Raw genomic sequence first — 20,570 nt, 5'->3', positions numbered from 1 at the left:
CTCTTAAAGCATGAAGGCAATGCGCCAGTTAACGCTCACATGATCCGGGCCGAGCCAGTCGGGGTAGTGCAGGGGCGTGCCGACCGAAATCTGGCTGCTGTACCAGCGCCCTGCGCTGCTCAGCCCCACCGAGCCTCCCCATAACGTGCCGGAGGCAAAACGGTCCTGACGGTCTTTTTCCAGCCAGCCGCCGTCAACGGCGACCGTTGCGCTCACTGCGCCAATCACAGGAAGGGTGAAGAGGGAATACCCCAGCTCGTTACGCCAGTAGCCGCCGTTATCCCCGGACAGGTATTGCTCTTTAAAACCGCGCACGGAGCTTTCGCCGCCGAGCGTCAGGCGCTCGGAACCGTATAGCCGATCGGGCGACCACTGGCCGTAGGCGCTGGTCAGCCACCAGGCATTACGGGTAATCGGCCGCTGGAAGCTGGCGTTCAGACTCCATTTGCGGAATTCCGCACGCGGCACATCCCCGGACTTATCTTCGTCGGTTTCGGCATTGAACCACGGCATGCCGTGGCTCCAGGTCGGGTTGAAGGTCGCCACGCCGCCCAGCATTTTTTGCGTGTGCGTAATGCCCAGAATCAGGCTGGAGAGGTTGCGCGTGCTGCTCTGAAGCGGCGCGTCGTTGAGCCAGTTGCGGCTGGATCGCTGAACCACGCCAGCCGCAATGCCGGTTTTCACCTCCCCGTTGCGGAAGACCACCCAGGACGCGTTAACGCGGTGGGTTTTGGTATCGCCCGTGGAGAGCCAGTTGAATCCCTGGTTACTGATGGTGGTCCGGTAGTTACTCCAGGCGTAGCTGTAGTCCAGTAATCCGTAGCCAAACGGCACGCTGACGCCCGCCTGGAAATTCTGCGCATCGTACGCGCTGGCAAAATCGCTGCTGCGCCCGCCGCTGACAAACCATTTATCCGCCAGCCCCAGCATATTATTGGCGGTGAGCACGCCACTCAGCTGATCTTCGCCGGTACTCTTCTGTCCGCTATTATCCAGGCTTACGGATACACTTAAGGGAAATTCCGGTTTTGCCGTGAGATTAACGATGGAATATCCGGCCTGCGTTCCCGGAAGAATTTCAATCTGAACCGGGTCGGTACGCAAACGGTTAATTTGCTCCATGCCCTGTTCGATGTCGCGTAAATTAAGGATGCCGCCCACCCGTCCCGGAAACGCCATTTTCAGCATACGCGGCGTTTCGCCTTCCAGACGGATCGCTTCCAGTCTGCCTTCCAGCACAACAATATTCAGCTGGCCGCCGGAGAGATCCTGCTCGGTAAGAAAAGCGCGGCTGGTGATATATCCCCGGCTGATATACCAGTCAGAAATATGGGCGAGAAGCTCCGTTATTTTCGCCATATCCAGACAGCGGCCCTGCCACGGCGCGACAAGGGTCTGCCGGTTTTTCGGGGAGATTAAGGTCGCACCGGAAAGGGTAATGGTATGAATGGTGAAACAGGGTCCGGAGCCGGTAACAGGCAGCGGTCTGGCGGGCGCAGGGCGAGGAATACTGCGCTCCAGCTCCTCACGCTGTTGCTGGTTCTGTAATAAAAGCTGCTGCTGTTGCTGTTGAATGGAATCGCGATCGGCTGGCGATAAAGGTGCAGCACTCACCCTCGCTGAAAAAAGCGAAAACAATAAGATAGCAACAGCATAATTTACTAATGAAATTATTCTAATTTTTATTTCGGCGTTATTCATCCATGCCACAAAAATGTCCGCAATGATTATTTTTGTAATATAAGAGTTTTCTTAAAGAGAGTATATCAAATTTGAATTAGGGCTCCTAAAATTAATAGTTATTTCAGAAGAGTGAGAAGGGTATTAAGAGAAAATAAGAAAGGATTTAACTAAGCCTTAAATCTTGAGTTAGCCCCAATACACTAGCTGTGAAGACGGAAAGTTTTTCGCCACTCTGCGGGACTCACCCCAAAACGCGCTTTAAACTGCTGTCGCCAGGTGACGGCGGAATTAAATCCCACCAGCTCAGCCACGCGTTCAATCGGCATATTTCCGGCTTCCAGTAAGATCTGGCTGCGCCGCAGGCGTTCGGCGGTCAGCCAGTCGGTGACGCTCATCCCCGTCGCGTTAACAAAATGACGGGTCAGGGTGCGGCGGCTCATCGAGACCACCTCCGCCAGCGAGTCCAGACTATGCGGTTCGGTGATGTGCTGCTGCAGGTAGTCGATCAGACAGTTAATGCGTCCGTCGCGGGTATCTTTAGGCACCGGCTGGGCGATGAACTGCGCCTGCCCGCCCTCGCGGTGGGGCGGAACAATCATCCGACGGGCAATCTGGTTAGCGACCACGCTGCCAAAGCGCTGGCGAATGATATACAGGCAGCAGTCGAGGGCTGCGGCAGTACCGGCGGAGGTGATGATATTGCCGTCATCCACGTAAAGGGCATTAATATCCAGCTGAACGTTCGGGAATAGCGACTGAAACTGACGTTCGAACTCCCAGTGGGTGGCCGCACGTTTGCCGTCGAGGATCCCCGCCCAGGCCAGCACAAACGCCCCCAGACACAGCCCGACGATTTCCGCACCGTGGTCTCTCGCCTGCACCAGGCTGTCGAGCAGCGCCTGCGGCGGGCGTTCAAGAACGTGCTGCCAGTAAGGAACGACAACAATATCGGCCTGCCCAATGGCGGTAAAATCCTGCGTGGCGTTGAGAGCAAATCCGTCTTTTGAGGTGAGAAATCCTGGCGTTTCGGCGCAGATCGTCACGTTAAAGCGCTTTTCTCCGGAGACCGAGTCGCCAAACAGAATGCAGGGAACGGAGTAGTGGAACGGGCTGAACCCGTCTACCGCGACAATCGCGACGTTGATTAGCGACATCTGTCTCTCCTTTCCCTTTCAGACACTCAGAATATAACGGTTTCGCCATCCTGGGGAATGCTCACTGCGTCACTCACCTGGTTGGCTTCAACGTACTCCCGCAGCGCGCTGCGGGTTAACAGACAGTGGTTAATGGCTTCCATATGGATCGCCACAATTTTAGCCTGCGGCAGCAGGAAATGGACGTTGAGCACATCCTCCTGCCCCATAATAATGGGCCCAAAACCAATGACGTGGGCATAGCCGGCGTTCAGCACCACCACGTCCGGCTGGTGCTTTTGCAGATCGGCCGCCACCTCGTCACGCCAGACGGTATCCCCGGCAATATAGAGCGTCTTCTCATCAGGATGACGCAGCACCACGCCACAGGCCTCGCCCAGCCGCTCCGCCAGTTCGGGCACGGCGTATGCGCGATCGGTACCGTGCTGGCCGCCGTGGGTCTTCGCAATTCGAATCTCGCCAAAGGTGGTCTCGTCGGTCATGACCGTCAGGTTGCTAAACCCCTGGCTGCGCAGCAGCGCGGCGTCGCGGTCATTTTGTACGTAGATCGGTTTGTCTTTGGCGATCAGTTCCGCTGCGGCGCGATCCCAGTGATCGTCATGGGTATGGGTGACGATCACCGCGTCGGCGTCCAGCAGCGCGTTGACGTCAACGGGGAGTTCGACCGTCGGGTTGCGGCGTTCGGCATGGGCCGTGCCAGGGAAGCCCGGATAAGCGCCCTGTGGGGCCAGCATCGGGTCGACTAAAAGACGTTTTCCGGCATAGGTAATCAGTTGGGTGGCGTTGCGAATGTGGGTGATGTTCATGGGCTATCCTCCGGTTGGTGTGATAAGGAGGATAGCCAGCCGTCGCGCGGCACGCTGTGGGTTAAAGAGCGATTACCGATGAAATCGGGCCAATTTACGTCACCGTGCTTTATGCGGGTGTTTTTACCAGCCCGGCACCGCCCCGCCGTTAAAGATCGTCTCCGCTGCTTTCGCTACTTCAGGAGACTGATACGACTGGATAAATTCCTTCACGTTCTCCGCGTCTTTGTTGTCTTCGCGCGTCACCACGATGTTCACGTACGGCGAATTTTTGTCTTCGATAAAGACGCTGTCATGCACCGGCGACAGCCCGGTTTGCTGAATATAGGTGGTGCTGATGATGGCGACATCCACTTTCGGGTCGTCCAGCACGCGCGGCAGCTGCGCCCCTTCCAGCTCCATAATTTTCAGCTGTTTAGGGTTGGCGGTAATATCCAGCGCCGTCGGCAGCAACCCGGTATCTGGCTTCAGGGTGATGAGCTTCTCTTTTTGCAGCAGCAGTAGCGCGCGGCCAAGGTTGGTCGGGTCGTTTGGAATGGCAATGGTTGCGCCGTCCTTCAGGTCAGACACGGATTTGATTTTGCGGGAATAGCCAGCCATCGGGAAAACAAAGGTGTTCGCCACGGCCACCAGCTTGTAGCCATGCGCCTTGTTATCCTCTGCAAGGAACGGGCGATGCTGGAAGACGTTGGCATCCAGTTCCCCCTGGTTGGTGGCATCGTTAGGCAACAGCGAGCCGCTGAAGCCCACCAGCTCCACGTCCAGGCCATATTTCTCTTTTGCCACCTTTTTGGCGACTTCCGCCACGTCCTGTTCGGCACCGTTGATAACGCCGACTTTAATGTGTTTGGCATCGCTGCCACTTTGATCGCACCCTGCCAGCAGCAGGCCAGCCAGTACCAGAGCACCCAATCGACGTTTCACAAGACAGTTCCTTTTGCTGAATGTTGTAGTGACTATATCGACAACGAGGCGGGGAAATAAAAACCGAAAAAGAATCAATAAGAAGGATCGGTTATATGCGGGTATGGCCGGGTGACGCTGCACCACCGGGCATCAGGGATCACAACGTTGTCGTCCAGTCCTCGACGGCAAGCTCCTGCACCATTCTGAATGCACGATCGTTAGTAACAATCGTTGTTCCCCGACTGATAGCATGTGCAGCGATCAGTTGATCGAGATCCCCCATCACTTTCCCTTTCTTTTCCAGGGTTGCACGGAGTTCACCGTACGTTGCTGCGGCGTCGCTGTCCCAGTCGCAAATCGTGATGGTATTGAGAAACTCCCGGATTGTTTCTTTCAATCTACTGCTTTTCTTCTTGTCAGCACCATACAGCAATTCCGCTTCGGTAATGCTTGAGATACAAACGTCACCCGGCGCCAGACATGTCATTCTGCTTACAACCTCCGGGTGTCGTTTAAACAAGTGACTCACAATATTCGTATCCAGCATATGTCTCATGAGCATGCTCCATCCAGAGGGTCTCTTGTCGTAACACTCTGATTGCGTTCCTCCTTGCTCAAAAACGTATCTGGTACGTCCGTTTCTGCCAGCATGCGGAGAAAATTATCCCAGCTCTTTATTAGAACAGGTTTTGCCGCCAAAACGACATTCCCCCCCTCATCCCGTCGGATGTAGACGCTCTCCGCATCAAACGCGAATTCAGCAGGCAGCATAACGGCCTGATTCTGACCCTTTTTGAATAGTTTTGCTGTGCGTTCCATTGCTATCTCCATGGATGACTTGACCAGGCCAAAGCATGCGCCAGGGCCCGAAAAGAAGACAAGCAACACGTTTTAAATTAGGAAAGCGGCTCGCAATAAATAGCAGAATGCATAATGACAGAAACGGGCTTAAAGTGCTTTCGCCAGGTAATGTCGCTGCATGCCCGGATACGGATAATCCTGCAAAGACATCTGCAGCTGATACCCCTGCTTTTCATAGAACGGACGCGCCTGGAAGCTGGCGGTATCGACCAGCGCGTGCTTGCAGCCTTTGCGCCTGGCTTCTTCTTCGGCCGTTCTGATGAGCTGACTGCCCACGCCGGTTCCGCGTACGGTATCGCTCACCCAGAGATAATCAATATTCAGCCAGTCGCCTTTGCGCACGCCGATTAACCCGCCTAGCATCACGCCATTTTCGTCACGTACGTAAACGCCAACATCGCCGCTAAAATTTGTCAGATCGAGAAACTTTCCGTTAAAAGCCCTCAGCCCCGTCAGTAACTCCTCTTTCTCCTGCGTCGTAACATTATCAGTAATGCTCAGGTGCATATTTTTTCTCCTTGTTATCTGTGCCGTTTCACTATCTCACACACGCATCGTGGAGAAAATTCATACTTTCGGCTGGCGTCGCTACACTGAATGTAACGATATATTTCATGGGAAGCCTGTGACTTCTAATGGGGGTTGTTGATGAAAGCTGCGCATCTGGTCTGCCTGCTGGTTTGTCTGCTCTTCGCCGCGTTTGTCCATGCTCAGGAAAAGGAGGATCCGGCGAAAGAGGCGCAGATTAAGCAGCAGGTCATGAAAGATATAAAGAAAACCTGTACGCCACAGAAAAAGCAGAGCGATAAGGCCTGGCAGGCGATGATTTTGTCGTCAGAGGCCAATCAGCTGCTGATCAAAAATGCCGTTACCGCCGTGAAGCGCGACAACCTGGACGCCTACTGGGCGGCGATTGGCCAGGTGGATTGTATGGAAGATTATTGAATGCTGCTTGCCGGGTGGCGGCTGCGCCTTACCCGGCCTACACAATATTTTTAACGCTTACGCACGTCTGGAATAATTAAATCCCCGCGCAGCACATACGAGCCGAGCATCTGCGTTTTCTCCGTCAGCCAGCTCACGATACGCGCCGCCATGGCATCCATTGAATATTCAATCGCCGGGATCACCGGAATACCCGGCAGGTGCAGCGATCCGGCCAGGCTAAAGACCATAATGTCGTCCGGCACGGATTTATTAAACGCCTGCAGCTGCGGGATCACCCGCTGGGCTTCCTGCTCGTCCGCCACCAGCAGTGCGTTGAAGTTCAGCGTGCTGGCGTTATTCAGCAGCTCCTGTAGCGCAACGGACGAGGAGGTCGCGTCCATGAACACAAGGTTGCGATTAAAGGGCAGGAAATTTTTCTCCAGCGCGTGCTTGTAGCCGAGCAGAACCTGGTCGGCAAACCCGCTGCCGTGCGGGTGGATCAGGGCAATCTGCCGTCGCCCCTGGCTGGTCAGGTAGTTACAGGCGGTTTCGGCGGCAAAGGCGTGATCGAACTGAATGCTGTTGGAATTATCAGACTCCATGCAGTCGACCAGGATGACGTTGTCCATATCGACGTCCAGCGGGAAACGCGCGCCAATCACCAGGATGTCATCGCAAAGCCCGCGAGAGAGTTCTTCAAGGGCGTGCATCACTTCCGCTTTACTGTGCGCGAAGCGCAGCAGCAGGTGTTTTTGATGCTGGCTGAGCTGTTTTTCCAGCGCGTAGAGATAACCGGTGGTCTGGTTAATATTTTCCTGCGCGCAAATCACCCCGATACAGCCCGTCGACTGGCTCAGCAGCGACTGGGCAATCACGTTAGGCCGGTAGTTCAGCTCATCCACTGCCTTCAGAACGGCCTGACGGCTGGCTTCCTTTACGCCACGCGACCCACTCAACACTCGCGATACCGTGGCTTTAGACACCCCGGCAAGACGTGATACATCATTGATTGTCGACATCTCTTTCCCCTGGCAGGCTTACCTCGCGCCTGCAAATTCCATGACCGCTTCGGCTCACATTATAGCCAGAACGGAGTATATCCGTTTCCGTTTTCCATGGAAACCGATTTTCCGTTTCCACTCAAAATGATGTCAAAACAGCCAAATTATGTGACCTGCATCCGGTTAATTAGCCTCATAAGTATTGGATCTTGATGGTTGTCACAGTTCTGCCTTTTATGAATGGAAACCGGTTTCCGTATCATGTCCAATCATCCTCGCAATAACTTTTTACATTTAGAGGATGGTTGTCGATGTTCAAGATTATGCTGTGCTGCTCTGCCGGGATGTCCACCAGCCTGTTGGTCAGCAAAATGGTCGATGTCGCGAAAGAACGTGGTTTGCCGGTGAAGATTGATGCGTACGGTGTTTCCGAATTTGATACGCAGTTTCCGCAATACCAGGTGGTACTTCTCGGACCGCAAGTGAAATACATGTTACAGACACTCTCAGACAAGGCGGCGACGCATGGCATTCCGGTGCAGCCCATCGACATGATGGACTACGGCATGCAGCGTGGCGATAAAGTACTGGACTTTGCTCTGTCGCTCATCGAAGCGGCACACTAAAAGGTGTTCACATGAGTTCGTTATATCAATCCATGGTCGCGGTGATTGAGCAGTCAATTACCCCGCTGGCCGCGAAGCTCGGCCAGCAAAAGTACGTGATTGCCATCCGCGACGGCTTTACCGCCGCGCTGCCGTTTATGATCATCGGCTCGTTTATGCTGGTGTTCATCTTCCCGCCGTTCTCGGCGGATACCACCAACAGCTTCGCCCGCGGCTGGCTGGATTTCTCCCAGACCTACCGCGAACAGCTGATGCTGCCGTTTAACCTCAGCATGGGCGTGATGACCTTCTTCATCTCGGTAGGGATTGGGGCGAGCCTGGGGCGTCAGTTTAACCTCGACCCGGTGATGTCCGGCCTGCTGGCCTTTATGGCCTTCCTGCTGGTTGCCGCACCGTATGCCGACGGCAAAATCTCGACCCAGTATCTCTCCGGCCAGGGCATCTTCACCGCGCTGATTACCGCGATCTACGCCACCCGCGTCTACGCCTGGCTGAAGCAGAACAACGTCACCATCCGCCTGCCGAAGGAAGTGCCCACCGGCGTGGCGCGTTCGTTTGAGATCCTGATCCCAGTGATGGTGGTGATCGGCACGCTGCATCCGCTGAACCTGTTCATTGAAGCGCAGACCGGGATGATTATCCCGCAGGCGATCATGCACCTGCTGGAGCCGCTGGTGTCCGCGTCTGACTCCCTGCCCGCCATTCTGCTCTCCGTGCTGCTGTGCCAGATCTTCTGGTTTGCCGGTATCCACGGCTCGCTGATTGTTACCGGCATCATGAACCCGTTCTGGATGGCCAACCTCTCGGCAAACCAGGCGGCACTGGCCGCAGGCGCGGCGCTCCCGCACGTTTACCTGCAGGGCTTCTGGGATCACTACCTGCTGATTGGCGGCGTCGGTTCCACCCTGCCGCTGGCGTTCCTGCTGCTACGCAGCCGCGTTACTCACCTGCGCACCATCGGCAAAATGGGCGTGGTGCCGAGCTTCTTTAACATCAACGAACCGATTCTGTTCGGCGCGCCGATCATCATGAACCCGATGCTGTTTATCTCGTTCGTGTGCGTTCCGCTGATCAACGCCTGCCTGGCGTACGGTGCAACTAAGCTCGGCTGGCTGGCGCAGGTCGTCTCGTTAACCCCGTGGACTACCCCAGCACCGATTGGCGCCTCGTGGGCGGCGAACTGGGCGCTGAGCCCGGTGGTGATGTGCCTGGTCTGCATGGTGATGTCGGCGCTGATGTACCTGCCGTTCCTGCGCGCCTATGAGCGTACGCTGATTAAAAACGAAGAGCAGAAAGCCCAGGCTGCAACCGTGGGTGCCGCTGAAGCCACAAGCAATTAAGTCAAAGAGGAAGGGTCATGAAATACGCATTTCCCGATAACTTCTGGTGGGGCAGCGCAAGCTCCGCTCTCCAGACGGAAGGGGCAAGAGAGGGTGAAACCACGTGGGATTACTGGTTTGCCCGCGAGCCGAACCGTTTTCACAATGGCGTGGGGCCGCAGCAGACCTCCACGTTTTATCAGCACTGGAAAACGGACATTCAGCTGTTGAAACAGCTGAACCACAACAGCTTTCGCACCTCGATTAGCTGGGCGCGCCTGATCCCCGACGGTATCGGTGAAGTGAACCCGGACGCGGTCGATTTTTATCATCAGGTCATTGATGAGCTGAATGAACAGGGCATCACGCCGTTCATCACCCTGTTCCATTTCGACATGCCGATGGCGATGCAGGAGATAGGCGGCTGGGAAAACCGTGACGTGGTGGACGCGTACGCCCGCTATGCGCAGATTTGCTTCGAGCTGTTCGGCGACCGCGTGCTGCACTGGTTTACCTTCAACGAGCCGATCGTGCCGGTGGAAGGCGGTTATCTGTACGACTTCCACTATCCGAACGTGGTGGATTTCCGCCGGGCGGCCACCGTGGCGTATCACACGGTGCTGGCGCATGCGAAGGCGGTTCAGGCCTACCGCGCCGGGCATTACGCGGGGGAGATCGGCATCGTGCTGAACCTGACGCCGTCGTATCCGCGCTCGCAAAACCCGACTGACGTGAAGGCGGCGCACGTTGCGGACCTGATGTTTAACCGCAGCTTCCTCGACCCGGTGCTGCGCGGGGAGTATCCGGCCGACCTGGTGGCGCTGCTGAAATCTTACGACCAACTGCCCTCCTGCAAGCCGGAAGACGGTTTCCTGATTGCGGAAGGGAAAATCGACCTGCTCGGCATTAACTTCTATCAGCCGCGTCGCGTGAAGTGCCGCGACAGCGCGGTGAACCCGCAGGCGCCGTTTATGCCGGAATGGTTCTTTGATAGCTACGAGATGCCGGGCCGCAAGATGAACCCCTACCGCGGCTGGGAAATCTACGCGCCAGGTATCTACGATATTCTGATTAACCTGCGCGACAATTACGGTAACCCCCGCTGCTTTATTTCTGAAAACGGGATGGGCGTCGAAAACGAGCAGCGCTTTATTGAAAATGGCCAGATTAACGATCAATACCGCATTGAGTTTATTTCTGAGCATTTAACCTGGCTGCATAAAGGCATTAGCGAAGGGTGTAATTGCCTTGGCTACCATATGTGGACATTTATCGATAACTGGTCGTGGTGCAATGCCTATAAAAATCGCTACGGATTTATCCAGCTCGATCTGGAGACGCAGCAGCGCACCATTAAGAAAAGCGGGGAGTGGTTTGCCGCCACCGCCTTAAATAATAGTTTTGAAAAAGAGTAATGATAATGATCACACTAGAAGAAGCCGTAATGGAAATTATCGTCAACGCCGGGCAGTCCCGCAGCCTGTGCTTTGAAGCGCTGCACGCGGCGCGTCAGGGCAACATTGACGAAGCCAAAAGCCTGCTGCGCGAAGCCGACGGCTATGCGCGCCAGGCGCACAAGATGCAGACCAAACTGATCGAGCAGGACGCAGGCGAAGCCCGCCAGCCGATGACCTTAATTATGGTGCACGCGCAGGATCATTTAATGAATTCGTTATTAGCGCGTGAATTGTCTGAAGAAATTATTCATTTATATCAGAGATAGTCTATGACGAAATAAATTAATGCAATACCTCTGTACCTAAAAATAGAAATCCACTTGTTCTGATGATAGCGACATATTCTGTCAGATCGGAGCGGGATGGTTATTGTCTGAATAAAATTAAACTATATTGAGATAACCATGAATACGATTAAAAAACTTCCATTAACCATGGCGGTTATCGCCGCGCTTTGCCCAATTTCCGTGCTCGCACAAGAATTCACCCAGGAGCAAATCGACGCCATTGTGGCGAAAGCGGTGGATAAAGCCCTGGCCGAGCGCCAGGCCAAAATGGATGCCGCCGTCGCGAAAAAAGCGGACGTGGTGACCGAGCCGCAAAGCGCGGCGCAATCCCCGGACATGGCGATTCCGTTCGGGATTAAATTTACCGGCTACGCCCGCTACGGCGCGCACTTCCAGGCCGCCGATCAGAAATACGTGGCTGTCGATGGCTCCTACAACGGCGCGTCCGCGATTGGTCGTCTGGGTAACGAAGGCAACGGCGGCGAGTTCCAGCTCTCTAAAGCCTTCAAGGGCGAAAACGGCGCCATCTGGGACATCAACGTGATGATCGACCACTGGGGCGACGAAGTTAACCTGAAAAAGGCCTACGCCGGGGTGACCAATATTATGGCCTCCAACCCGAACGCCTACTTCTGGGCCGGTCGTGACTTCCACCAGCGTCCGCAGCAGGGCATCAACGATTACTTCTGGATGAACCACGACGGCCAGGGCGCCGGGGTGAAGAACTTCGACATCGGCGGCGTGCAGTTTGACGTCGCCGCCGTGGCGGCGGTGGAATCCTGTAGCCCGGAAGTGATGGAAGACGAAGCGAACCCGTCGCGCATCACCTGTACCGGCGGTTCCGGTACGGGCGACAAAGGCAACTACGCCGCGACGTCTAAAATCCACGGCATGAAGCTCGGTCCGCTGGATCTGGAGCTGTACGCCAACTACGGCTTTGACTCGAAAGCGGTAGAGAGCGACGAGCGTCTGAACGCCTGGCAGGGTGGCGTGGTGCTGAGCCACACCAACGACAGCGGCGTTAACAAAGTGATTGCCCGCTACTCCGATAACGCGGACAACAGCGTGTTCAACAAAACCGAGGATCTGACCACGGTCTACGCCAGCTTCGAAGGGCTGTATAAATTCACCCAGGCCACGCAGGTGGAGTACATCCTCGCCTTCCACGACTATGACAACAGCCGCGATAAGACCGACAACCGTAAGAACTACAACGCCATCGTGCGCCCGATGCACTGGTGGAACGACGTTCACTCCACCTGGCTGGAAGCAGGCTGGCAGCACGTTGATTATGATAACGGCGGCGACAACAAGGGCTGGAAGCTGACCCTGTCGCAGAACATGTCTATCGCCATGGGGCCAGAGTTCCGTCCGATGCTGCGCTTCTACGTGACCGGCGGCAAAGTGGATAACGCACGCACCGCGCGCGTGAACAACACCAAAGACGAGACGCTCGACGACTTCAACGTCGGCGCGATGTGGGAGGCGTGGTTCTAGTAGAGCGTCGTTTGTTTCGCCCGGCGGCGCTGCGCTTGCACGGGCCTACAAGGTTTTGTGGGCCGGGTAAGCGCAGCGCCATCCGGCAAGATCCCATGTTATGCTAGAAAAAAATCAACATAGCAGGGGAGAAAATGGGTTCCACACGTAAAGGGATGCTGAACGTCCTGATCGCCGCCGTTTTATGGGGCAGTTCCGGCGTTTGCGCGCAGTACATCATGGAGAAAAGCCACATTTCTTCGCCTTACCTGACCATGGTTCGCCTGCTGTTTACCGGCGTGATCCTCCTGACGCTCTCCTTCGTTCACGGCGACAAGATTTTCTCGGTCATCAAGCATCGCAAAGACGCCCTCAGCCTGCTGTTTTTCTCGTTGGTCGGCGCGCTCACCGTGCAGCTCACCTTCCTGCTGACGATTGAAAAATCCAACGCCGCTACCGCCACCGTGCTGCAGTTTCTGTCGCCAACGATTATCGTGGCGTGGTTCGCGCTGGCGCGGAAAACGCGCCCCGGCGTGTTTGTTCTGTCCGCAATTGTGACCTCGCTTGTCGGGACGTTCCTGCTGGTGACCCACGGCGACCCAACCTCGCTCTCCATCTCGCCAGCCGCGCTGTTCTTCGGCATCGCCTCGGCGTTTGCCGCGGCGTTTTACACCACCTATCCGTCAACGCTGATTGCCCGCTACGGCACATTGCCGATTGTCGGCTGGAGTATGTTGATTGCCGGGTTAATGCTGACGCCGTTCTACGCCGGGCGCGGGACGACCTTCGTCATTGACGGCAGCCTGCTGCTGGCGTTTTTCTATCTGGTGGTGATCGGCACCGCGCTGACGTTCAGCCTGTATCTGAAAGGCGCGCAGATGATCGGCGGGCCAAAGGCGAGCATTCTGAGCTGCGCCGAGCCGCTGAGCAGCGCGTTGCTGTCGGTGATGTTGCTGGGCGTGGCGTTTACCCTGCCGGACTGGCTGGGGACGCTGCTAATCGTGTCGTCGGTGGTGCTGATTTCGATGGATTCAAGAAGACGGGTGAGGACATCGGCGTAGCCTGATGTCCCCTCATCCCGGACTGTACACCCCAAAGGGGCGAGGGGGAAAAGACCGCCCCGAGCAGTCCCCTCTCCCCTGTGGGGAGAGGGTTAGGGTGAGGGGAAAATTGACTACTTAGCTTTAACCTTCCCCGCCACCAGCAGCGCGGTCAACAGCATCAGCGTGCCGGAAATCACCAGCGGTGACGTCAGCCCCAGGTGGTCGAGCGCCACGCCGCCAATCGCCGCGCCGCAGGTGTTTGCCAGCTGGATCACCGCCACCTGAATCGACCCGGCTTTTTCCGCCTGATCGGCGAGCGAGCGGGTGATCCACGTCGACCAGCCCACCGGCACCAGCGCAAAGGCAAAGCCCCAGATAATCGCAATGGCAGACGCGACCCACTTATCGCTGCCCCACAGCACCAGCACCGTGGCGCTCACTGCCAGCACCAGCGGCGCCCCCGCCAGCGCCACCTTCAGGGAGCGCTTCAGGAACTGGGACGACAGCGACGTGCCGACAAAGCTGGCAATACCGAAGCTCAGGAGCACCAGCGTCAGGCCGTCGACGTCAAACCCCGCCATGGTCATATACACCGGGCGGATATAGGTAAAGAAGGCAAACTGCCCGGCAAAGGACATAAAGATCGCGGTCATCCCCGCCAGCACGCCGGGGCGCTTCAGCAGGCTGAACATGTTCTGCTTGTGGTGCGCCGCTTCGCCCGGCAGGGACGGCAGCGCCTTCCACACCCAGATAACGCAGAGCAGGCCCATCACTGCCGCCGCGTTGAAGACGTTACGCCAGCCGATAATCCCGCCGAGGAAGCTGCCCAGCGGCGCGGCAATCACCAGCGCGATAGAGACCGCGCCAAATATGACGGACAGCGCTTTCGGCACGGTGCGCGCAGGCACCAGGCGCATGGTCAGCGAGGCGGACATCGCCCAGAAGCCGCCGAGCCCCAGCCCCAGACAGGCGCGCCCCAGCAGCAGCAGGGTAAAGCTTTCCGCCAAGGAGACCAGCAGGCAGGAGAGCGTCAGCAGCACGCTGAACAGAATGACCACTTTGCGGCGGTCGATGGTGCCAATCGCCTGGGTGATAAACAGGCTGGCAAACATCGCTACAAAGGCGGTGACGGTAACGGACTGCCCCGCCACGCCTTCGGAAATGCCCAGATCCTGCGCCATCGGCGTCAGCAGGCTCACCGGCAGAAACTCAACGGTAATCAGGCAGGCGACGCAGAATGCCACGGCGAAAACGGCCGACCAGTTGGGGCGTGAAACCTCGCTGGTCTGCGGTCTGGTCGAGGGCTGGATATGTTCTGTCATGGCGTCACCTGAAGATAAAAACGTGCGGAAAAGTCGCGCAGTTTATCATCAAAAGTGTGACGAATTTAACGTTTAGACAACTTTTGTGGTTTTTAGAGGAGATCAGTGCAGGTAAAACACGCCCTCTTCCGGCAGGAAGAGCTGGTTATAGCGCAGCTGGAAGGCGTTCAGCTCCTGCGGATCGGGCTCCATCTCGCGCATAAAGCCGAGCGCCAGACGAATTTGCGCATCGGTGATCGGCGCGGCCAGGCGGGCTTTACGCAGCAGGCGGTGCCACGTGTGCAGGTTCTCTTCACTGCCGTCGACAATGCAGACCTGCCAGATCAGCAGCACCTGTGCGGCGTTTTGCAGATGCGCCTCGTCGGGGCGCTCAAGGTAGCGGATAAACTCATTGCCCGGCGTTTTACCGAACTGATCGATCATCGACTCGACCGGCATCGGGGTGATGCCCAGACGCTCGCTTAAACGTTTGATGGCGCGGCGGGAATCTGAGGTCAGGACGCGAAATCCCACCACAAACACCACTGCAAGCGTTGCCAGCATTATCCAGACCATGCGTTCTCCTTTGACTAGCCGCTCATCATAGCGGGAAACGCACGGTGTCAACAGCGGGCAGAACCAGAATAGTGCACTGAAAAGACGTTGCAGAACGGGGGATAAGGTATTAATGCCGTCGGCGGAAATAAAAAAGCCCGGCATCACACACCGGGCAAAGAAGTTACCTGCACACTCAGGCTGTTTTTAATTTCTGCGCACGATTCTCACGGCGAATTTTACGTTCTTCCAGTACGGCAACCATCGCCATCAGGACGATACAGCCGATCGCAGCTGCATCCAGCGCCGCGAAGGTGCCCGCCCAGCCGGTGAGGCCGAAAATTGGCGTGCCGTCGGCGATCATTCCCAGACCCAGCTTGGCGAAGCTGTCGCCGATCAGGTAGGCGAAGGTGCCCTTGATCCCGTCGGCGGCGCCGATCGCTTTTTTCGGGACGAAGCCCACTGCAGCCACGCCGATCAGCAGCTGCGGACCAAACACCAGGAAGCCGAGCGCAAACAGGGATGCGAGGTAAACGTACTGGTTGCTGGCGTGTTGGTAGACGCCGAGGGTAGCGATAATCAGCGCCAGCGCGATGCAGGCCACCAGCGCGCGACGGCCGTTGGCAAGGTCGGAGAGCCAGCCCCACAGCAGCGTGCCGACCAGCGCGCCCACTTCGAACAGGGTGAAGCCCTGAATCGCCACCTCTTTAGAGAGCTTAAGCTCCTGGAAGGCGTACACGGTAGACCACTGGTCGATGCCGATGCGCACCACGTAGAGGAAGATGTTTGAGAAGCAGAGCAGCCAGATCACTTTGTTTTTCAGCACGTACTCAACAAAGATCTGCCATTTGGTCATCTCGTTCTCTTCGGTCTCTTTGTCCTCTTCGCTGATCTCCTCGCCGAACAGCTCTTCAGCTTTGCCGAGGCCGTAGGATTCGGGGGAGTCGCTGCCGAAGCGCAGGCCGATAAAGCCGACAATCAGGGCGATAATCGACGGGAAGATAAACATACCGATCACGTGGCCGTCGAACAGGTAGTTTGCGCCAAACAGCGCCACGCCTGCCGCACCCGCCCCGCCGAGGTTATGGGAAATGTTCCACATGCCGAGGTACGACCCTCGCTTGCGGCGCGGCGTCCATTTGGTGATGGTGGAGTAGCTGCACGATCCGCCGGTACTCTGGAAGAAACCGCTCAGGGCGTAGAAGGCGATCATCAGGAACAGGCTAACGGACCCTGCGCCCATGCTGGCGCTGAAGCCGAGCATACAGATGGCGGAGAGGATCAGCATAAACGGCAGGAACTGCTTGGTGTTTTTGCCGTCCGCATAGTAGGAAACGACGGTCTTGCCCACGCCGTAGGTGATGGAGAAGCCCAGGCCAATCATCCCCAGCTGCGTCATGCTCAGCCCGTAGGTGGAGATCATGTCGTTCTGCGCGATGTTAAAGTTTTTGCGGATCAGGTACATGGTCAGGTAGCCGATGAAGACCACCAGATAGGACTGCATGAACGGTTTGAACCACATTTTGCGCCGCACATCGAGCGGCAGATCCAGGGTCGGCTTGCGCACCTGATTTAAGAAGGCCAGCATGGTTGGTTTACTCCTGAGCTGATTTTTGCAGCATTGTAAAAATCAGCCGGGAGAGATGCCTGAGACAGCGTCCAGGTAAAACCGGGAAAATTTCTTAGTTTTGCGCCACTCGGGGTGAAAAGGTGAGGCGCATCACATCACACTGGCTTCACGCGGGGCCTGCGCATGTAAAAACGGCAGCAGCAGCAGAGCGGAAATTCCCGCCGCGATGGCGATCACCGCGAAGAAGCCGCTCCAGTGCCAGATGTCGATGACCCGCGCCAGCGGCCAGCCGGAGAGCGATGCGCCGAGGTAGGCAAACAGCCCGACAAAGCCCGTCGCCGCGCCTGCCGCCTCTTTGTGGGAGCACTCTGCCGCCGCCATGCCGATGAGCATCTGCGGGCCAAAGACGAAGAAGCCGGTGGTGAAGAAGCACGCCGCCTGCATGACGTAGCTGGCGAACGGCATCAGCCACAGCGAGCCAACAGAGAGCAAAATCCCGGCGGCAAAAATCAGGTTCATCGGGCCGCGGTTGCCGTTGAACAGCTTATCCGAGCCCCAGCCCGCCACCAGCGCGCCGATAAACCCGCCCAGTTCGAACATTGTGACCGCCGAGTTAGCAGTGACCAGGTCCACGCCGAGCGTCTCGGACATGTACAGATTGCCCCAGTCGTTGATGGCCGCGCGCACCACGTAGACCAGCACGTAGCAGAGCGAGAGGAGCCAGATGTAGGGGTTTTTCAGCACGTATTTGGTGAGGATCTCCTTGCGGGTCAATCCCGCGCCCTCCTGCTGCTGGGCAATCTCCATCTCGTCGTGCCGCCAGTCGCCCACCGCAGGCAGGCCCACGGTCTGCGGCCTGTCACGCAGGCGCCAGCAGAGGAACAGCCCGGCGACAATCGCGAGACCGCCGGCAATCATCATCCCCGCGCGCCAGCCGTAGTGCAGCGCCGCGGCACCCACCACCATCGGGATCAGCGCCCCGCCGACGTTGTGCGCGGTGTTCCAGACGGCCCACCAGCCGCCGCGCTCGTTGCGCGAGTACCACGTCGTGAGCAGGCGGGCGCAGACCGGCGCGCCCCAGCCCTGGAAGAAGGCGTTCAGCGCCCACAGCAGGGCAAAGGCCCACAGCGAGGTAGAGAAACCAAACAGGATGTTCACCACGCCGGTGGCGATCAGCCCTACGCCCATGAAATATCGCGCGTTGGAGCGATCGCTGACGATGCCGGAGAAGAACTTCGACAGGCCGTAGGTGATGTAAAACAGCGTCGCCAGCAGGCCGATGTCGGTGCGCGTCATCACGCCGCTGGCGAGAATTTCCGGCGCGGCGGCGTTGAAGCTTTTGCGGGTGAAGTAGAACAGCGCGTAGCCGAGCCAGATGGCGATCAGAATATGGCGACGCCAGTAGCGGTAGCGGGTGTCGATTTCCGCTTTGTCGCCAATCGGCGCGGCGCTGGCAGGGGTTTTAAACATGATAACTCCGTAGCGGCAGGCTGACGCTGACGCGCGTCCCGTGGGTGCAGGAGAGGTTTAGCGTGCCGCCCAGCGCCTTTACGCGCTCGCGCATGCCCGCCAGGCCAAAGCCCTGGTGGCCGGAGCCCGGCGGCAGGCCGCAGCCATCGTCTTCAATTATCAGCATCAGGCGTTCGTCCTGCTGCCAGCCCTGGATCGTGACCGCGCTGGCATTGGCGTGTTTAACAATATTGTTCAGTCCTTCCTGACAGACGCGGAAAAGGGTTACGCGCTGGCCTTCGCTCAGCGCAGATTCGTTAATTCGCCAGTCGAGATGGCTGACAATGCCGCGGCTTTCCAGCTCCATCTCGCGCATCAGGGAACGCACCGCCTGCTCCAGCGACAGGTCGTCGAGCTGGCGCGGACGCAGCCTGCCGAGCAGGCGTCGCACCGAGTCATACACGCCCAGTGAAAGCTGCTCGATATGCGCTCCGCCCTGCTTCACGCCCACGTTTTCCGCCGCCAGACGCTGGACAATGCCCGCTTGGGTGCGGATGGCGGTGATCGTCTGGCCGATATCATCGTGCAGCTCGCGGGCGACCTCCTGCCGCACACTCTCTTCGGTCTCCAGAAGGCGTTCAGCCAGACGCCGGTTGCGCGCCAGCTCGGTTTGCAGGGACTGGTTCAGCTCGCGCAGACGCTGAATGCCCGCCCCGAGCAGCAGCCCGGTCAGGCTCTGGGCCAGCAGCGAGAGCAGCAGATCCACCGGATGGTCGTGCCAGGTCTGGCTGGCAATCAGCGCGATGGCGTTCATCAGGGTCGCGATCAGCGCCCCCTGCCAGCCGTAGTGCCAGGCCAGGGCGATAATCGGCAGCGCCAGGCAAAACGGCGTAAAGCGTGAAAGCTCGGCAGGTAAACCGAGCTGAAGCCAGAGGCTCACCACGAACAGCAGCAGATACCAGATGAGATGCCTGGCGCGCCAGTTCACCGGTTGGGACACCAGCCCCGGACCAAGCGGTTGCCAGACGGTGCTGGAGAGATAGTGCCAGATAACGAGGCAGGTCGGCGCAAGCGTCAAGCCGCCGGTGAGGGTGAGCAGCAGCGCGTTGAGCATCTCCTTGTCGCCAACCCACGGCAGGGACTGCAGCAGCGCGGCGGCAATCAGCGCCGCCCCCTGGCGCAGCAGCGTGCGCCAGTCGCGCTGGTGACGGTAGCGGGAAATGAGCGCAACCGGGAGAAGCGTAAGCAGGCTTCCGGTCATCAATAATGGCAGATGCGCCAGAGCGACTTCCTGCGCCAGCCAGACCAGCAGCAGCCACTCCGCGCCCAGCAAAACGGGCCAGTAGCCGCGCGGGCACTGGAGCATTAACCCCAGTCGCAGGCCGAAGGGAAACAACAGCACCGCCAGTTCAGGACGTTCCACCAGATGCAGGCTGATGCTCCACAGGCAGAACCACGCGGCAGAGAAGATAAAAAAGCTGGCAACGACGGCGATCAGCCGCGAAAACACGGGACTCATTGCCAGCTGTCGAACATGCGGCGCGCCAGCTCGACGTCGTTGCTGACGTTGAGTTTTTCCATCAGGTTGGCGCGATGGACGTGCACGGTCTTCGGCGACAGATCCAGCTCGGCGGCAATCTCTTTTACCGACATCCCCTGCGCGAGCTTCTCAGCCACCTGACGCTCACGTCTGGTGAGCGGATCCTGTCGTCCGGCCGCCAGCTTGATGGCGATATCCGGCGTCAGGTAGCAGCCGCCGGTGGAGACGGTGCGCACGGCGGCAATCAGCTCGTCCGGGCTACAGCGTTTGGAGAGGAACCCGCGCGCGCCCGCGTTGAGCGCCTGCTCGACCAGCGCCGGGCTGTCGTGGACCGAGAGCATAATGGTCGCCATTCCTTTCGGCAGCTGGCTTAACAGCTCCAGCCCGGAGAGATCTGGCATCGAAATGTCGCAGATACAGACCTGCACCCCGCGCCCCGGCAGGCCCGCCAGCGCTTCGCGACCGGAGCCAAACTCGGCCACGACCTGGAAATCCGGTTCGAGGTTGAGAAGCTGGGCAAAGCCAGAGCGGACGATAAGGTGGTCGTCGATAAGGGCGATGGTGGTCATGTGTGTTCCTGCGGTCTGAAATGCCGGATAGCGCTGCGCT

21 protein-coding genes are annotated in these 20,570 nt (G+C 57.8%); 7 read left to right on the top strand and 14 right to left on the bottom strand.

Translation table 11 applies throughout. The features are described 5' to 3' along the window. Positions 1-3: 3 nt before the first annotated feature. From BFG58_RS11095 to BFG58_RS11065, 7 genes are all read right to left on the bottom strand, one after another. Positions 4-1,701: a ShlB/FhaC/HecB family hemolysin secretion/activation protein gene (locus tag BFG58_RS11095; RefSeq protein ID WP_254665198.1), complete on the bottom strand. Its 1,698-nt coding sequence runs from the start codon at positions 1,699-1,701 to the stop codon at positions 4-6. A gap of 182 nt (positions 1,702-1,883) precedes the next feature. Then, positions 1,884-2,837, bottom strand: coding sequence for a GlxA family transcriptional regulator (locus BFG58_RS11090; protein WP_069719816.1), 954 nt, complete (start codon positions 2,835-2,837; stop codon positions 1,884-1,886). A 26-nt stretch (positions 2,838-2,863) separates the two neighbouring features. After that, complete coding sequence (locus BFG58_RS11085; protein WP_045907939.1) at positions 2,864-3,643, bottom strand: MBL fold metallo-hydrolase; 780 nt, start codon at positions 3,641-3,643, stop codon at positions 2,864-2,866. Between the two features lie 123 nt (positions 3,644-3,766). After that, on the bottom strand, positions 3,767-4,567 hold the full coding sequence (gene nlpA, locus BFG58_RS11080; RefSeq protein WP_008500128.1) for a lipoprotein NlpA: 801 nt from the start codon (positions 4,565-4,567) through the stop codon (positions 3,767-3,769). A 139-nt stretch (positions 4,568-4,706) separates the two neighbouring features. Further along, entirely contained in the window at positions 4,707-5,105 is a 399-nt protein-coding gene (locus BFG58_RS11075) for a type II toxin-antitoxin system VapC family toxin (protein ID WP_023293716.1), read from the bottom strand. Continuing rightward, positions 5,102-5,368, bottom strand: coding sequence for an antitoxin (locus BFG58_RS11070; protein ID WP_069719815.1), 267 nt, complete (start codon positions 5,366-5,368; stop codon positions 5,102-5,104). Before BFG58_RS11070 ends, BFG58_RS11075 begins: the two co-directional genes overlap by 4 nt. A gap of 129 nt (positions 5,369-5,497) precedes the next feature. Next, complete coding sequence (locus BFG58_RS11065; RefSeq protein ID WP_045907941.1) at positions 5,498-5,917, bottom strand: GNAT family N-acetyltransferase; 420 nt, start codon at positions 5,915-5,917, stop codon at positions 5,498-5,500. Between the two features lie 141 nt (positions 5,918-6,058). Here BFG58_RS11065 and BFG58_RS11060 point away from each other — a divergent pair, with 141 nt between their 5' ends. Next, positions 6,059-6,355, top strand: coding sequence for a YicS family protein (locus tag BFG58_RS11060; RefSeq protein WP_044597403.1), 297 nt, complete (start codon positions 6,059-6,061; stop codon positions 6,353-6,355). A gap of 50 nt (positions 6,356-6,405) precedes the next feature. Here the strand turns inward: BFG58_RS11060 and BFG58_RS11055 are convergent, their stop codons facing one another. Beyond that, a complete protein-coding gene (locus tag BFG58_RS11055; protein WP_008500131.1) occupies positions 6,406-7,356 on the bottom strand; it encodes a LacI family DNA-binding transcriptional regulator in 951 nt (316 codons plus the stop codon). A 293-nt stretch (positions 7,357-7,649) separates the two neighbouring features. Here BFG58_RS11055 and BFG58_RS11050 point away from each other — a divergent pair, with 293 nt between their 5' ends. From BFG58_RS11050 to BFG58_RS11025, 6 genes are all read left to right on the top strand, one after another. Continuing rightward, positions 7,650-7,964, top strand: coding sequence for a PTS sugar transporter subunit IIB (locus tag BFG58_RS11050; protein WP_008500132.1), 315 nt, complete (start codon positions 7,650-7,652; stop codon positions 7,962-7,964). An 11-nt stretch (positions 7,965-7,975) separates the two neighbouring features. Next, on the top strand, positions 7,976-9,304 hold the full coding sequence (locus tag BFG58_RS11045; RefSeq protein WP_069719814.1) for a PTS sugar transporter subunit IIC: 1,329 nt from the start codon (positions 7,976-7,978) through the stop codon (positions 9,302-9,304). Between the two features lie 17 nt (positions 9,305-9,321). Beyond that, entirely contained in the window at positions 9,322-10,698 is a 1,377-nt protein-coding gene (locus BFG58_RS11040) for a glycoside hydrolase family 1 protein (protein ID WP_069719813.1), read from the top strand. 5 nt (positions 10,699-10,703) lie between these two features. Beyond that, positions 10,704-11,006, top strand: coding sequence for a PTS lactose/cellobiose transporter subunit IIA (locus BFG58_RS11035; RefSeq protein WP_139125305.1), 303 nt, complete (start codon positions 10,704-10,706; stop codon positions 11,004-11,006). Positions 11,007-11,144: 138 nt separating this feature from the next. After that, on the top strand, positions 11,145-12,524 hold the full coding sequence (locus tag BFG58_RS11030) for a carbohydrate porin (RefSeq protein WP_008500137.1): 1,380 nt from the start codon (positions 11,145-11,147) through the stop codon (positions 12,522-12,524). A gap of 134 nt (positions 12,525-12,658) precedes the next feature. Beyond that, entirely contained in the window at positions 12,659-13,564 is a 906-nt protein-coding gene (locus BFG58_RS11025) for an EamA family transporter (RefSeq protein ID WP_008500138.1), read from the top strand. 113 nt (positions 13,565-13,677) lie between these two features. Here BFG58_RS11025 and nepI read toward each other — a convergent pair whose 3' ends face one another. The 6 genes from nepI to uhpA all read right to left on the bottom strand — a co-directional run bounded on the left by nepI (position 13,678) and on the right by uhpA (position 20,530). Then, positions 13,678-14,868: a purine ribonucleoside efflux pump NepI gene (gene nepI, locus BFG58_RS11020; RefSeq protein WP_069719812.1), complete on the bottom strand. Its 1,191-nt coding sequence runs from the start codon at positions 14,866-14,868 to the stop codon at positions 13,678-13,680. Between the two features lie 102 nt (positions 14,869-14,970). Continuing rightward, positions 14,971-15,423, bottom strand: coding sequence for a DUF1198 domain-containing protein (locus tag BFG58_RS11015; protein ID WP_008500140.1), 453 nt, complete (start codon positions 15,421-15,423; stop codon positions 14,971-14,973). Between the two features lie 175 nt (positions 15,424-15,598). After that, entirely contained in the window at positions 15,599-16,990 is a 1,392-nt protein-coding gene (uhpT, locus tag BFG58_RS11010; protein WP_039024528.1) for a hexose-6-phosphate:phosphate antiporter, read from the bottom strand. 132 nt (positions 16,991-17,122) lie between these two features. Then, a complete protein-coding gene (locus tag BFG58_RS11005) occupies positions 17,123-18,442 on the bottom strand; it encodes an MFS transporter (protein WP_069719811.1) in 1,320 nt (439 codons plus the stop codon). Beyond that, positions 18,435-19,940 (bottom strand): signal transduction histidine-protein kinase/phosphatase UhpB, encoded by a 1,506-nt coding sequence (gene uhpB, locus BFG58_RS11000; protein WP_069719810.1) that lies wholly within the window; start codon positions 19,938-19,940, stop codon positions 18,435-18,437. The genes BFG58_RS11005 and uhpB overlap by 8 nt, the downstream gene beginning before the upstream one ends. Further along, entirely contained in the window at positions 19,937-20,530 is a 594-nt protein-coding gene (uhpA, locus tag BFG58_RS10995; RefSeq protein ID WP_022646555.1) for a transcriptional regulator UhpA, read from the bottom strand. Before uhpA ends, uhpB begins: the two co-directional genes overlap by 4 nt. Between the last annotated feature and the right edge of the window lie 40 nt (positions 20,531-20,570).

The organism is Enterobacter sp. ku-bf2 (assembly GCF_001742765.1).
In the GTDB taxonomy this organism is placed as follows: Bacteria; Pseudomonadota; Gammaproteobacteria; order Enterobacterales; family Enterobacteriaceae; genus Enterobacter; species Enterobacter quasiroggenkampii.
The sequence above is the reverse complement of the archived record's forward strand: the minus strand, read 5'-3'. Positions and strand labels throughout refer to the sequence as shown.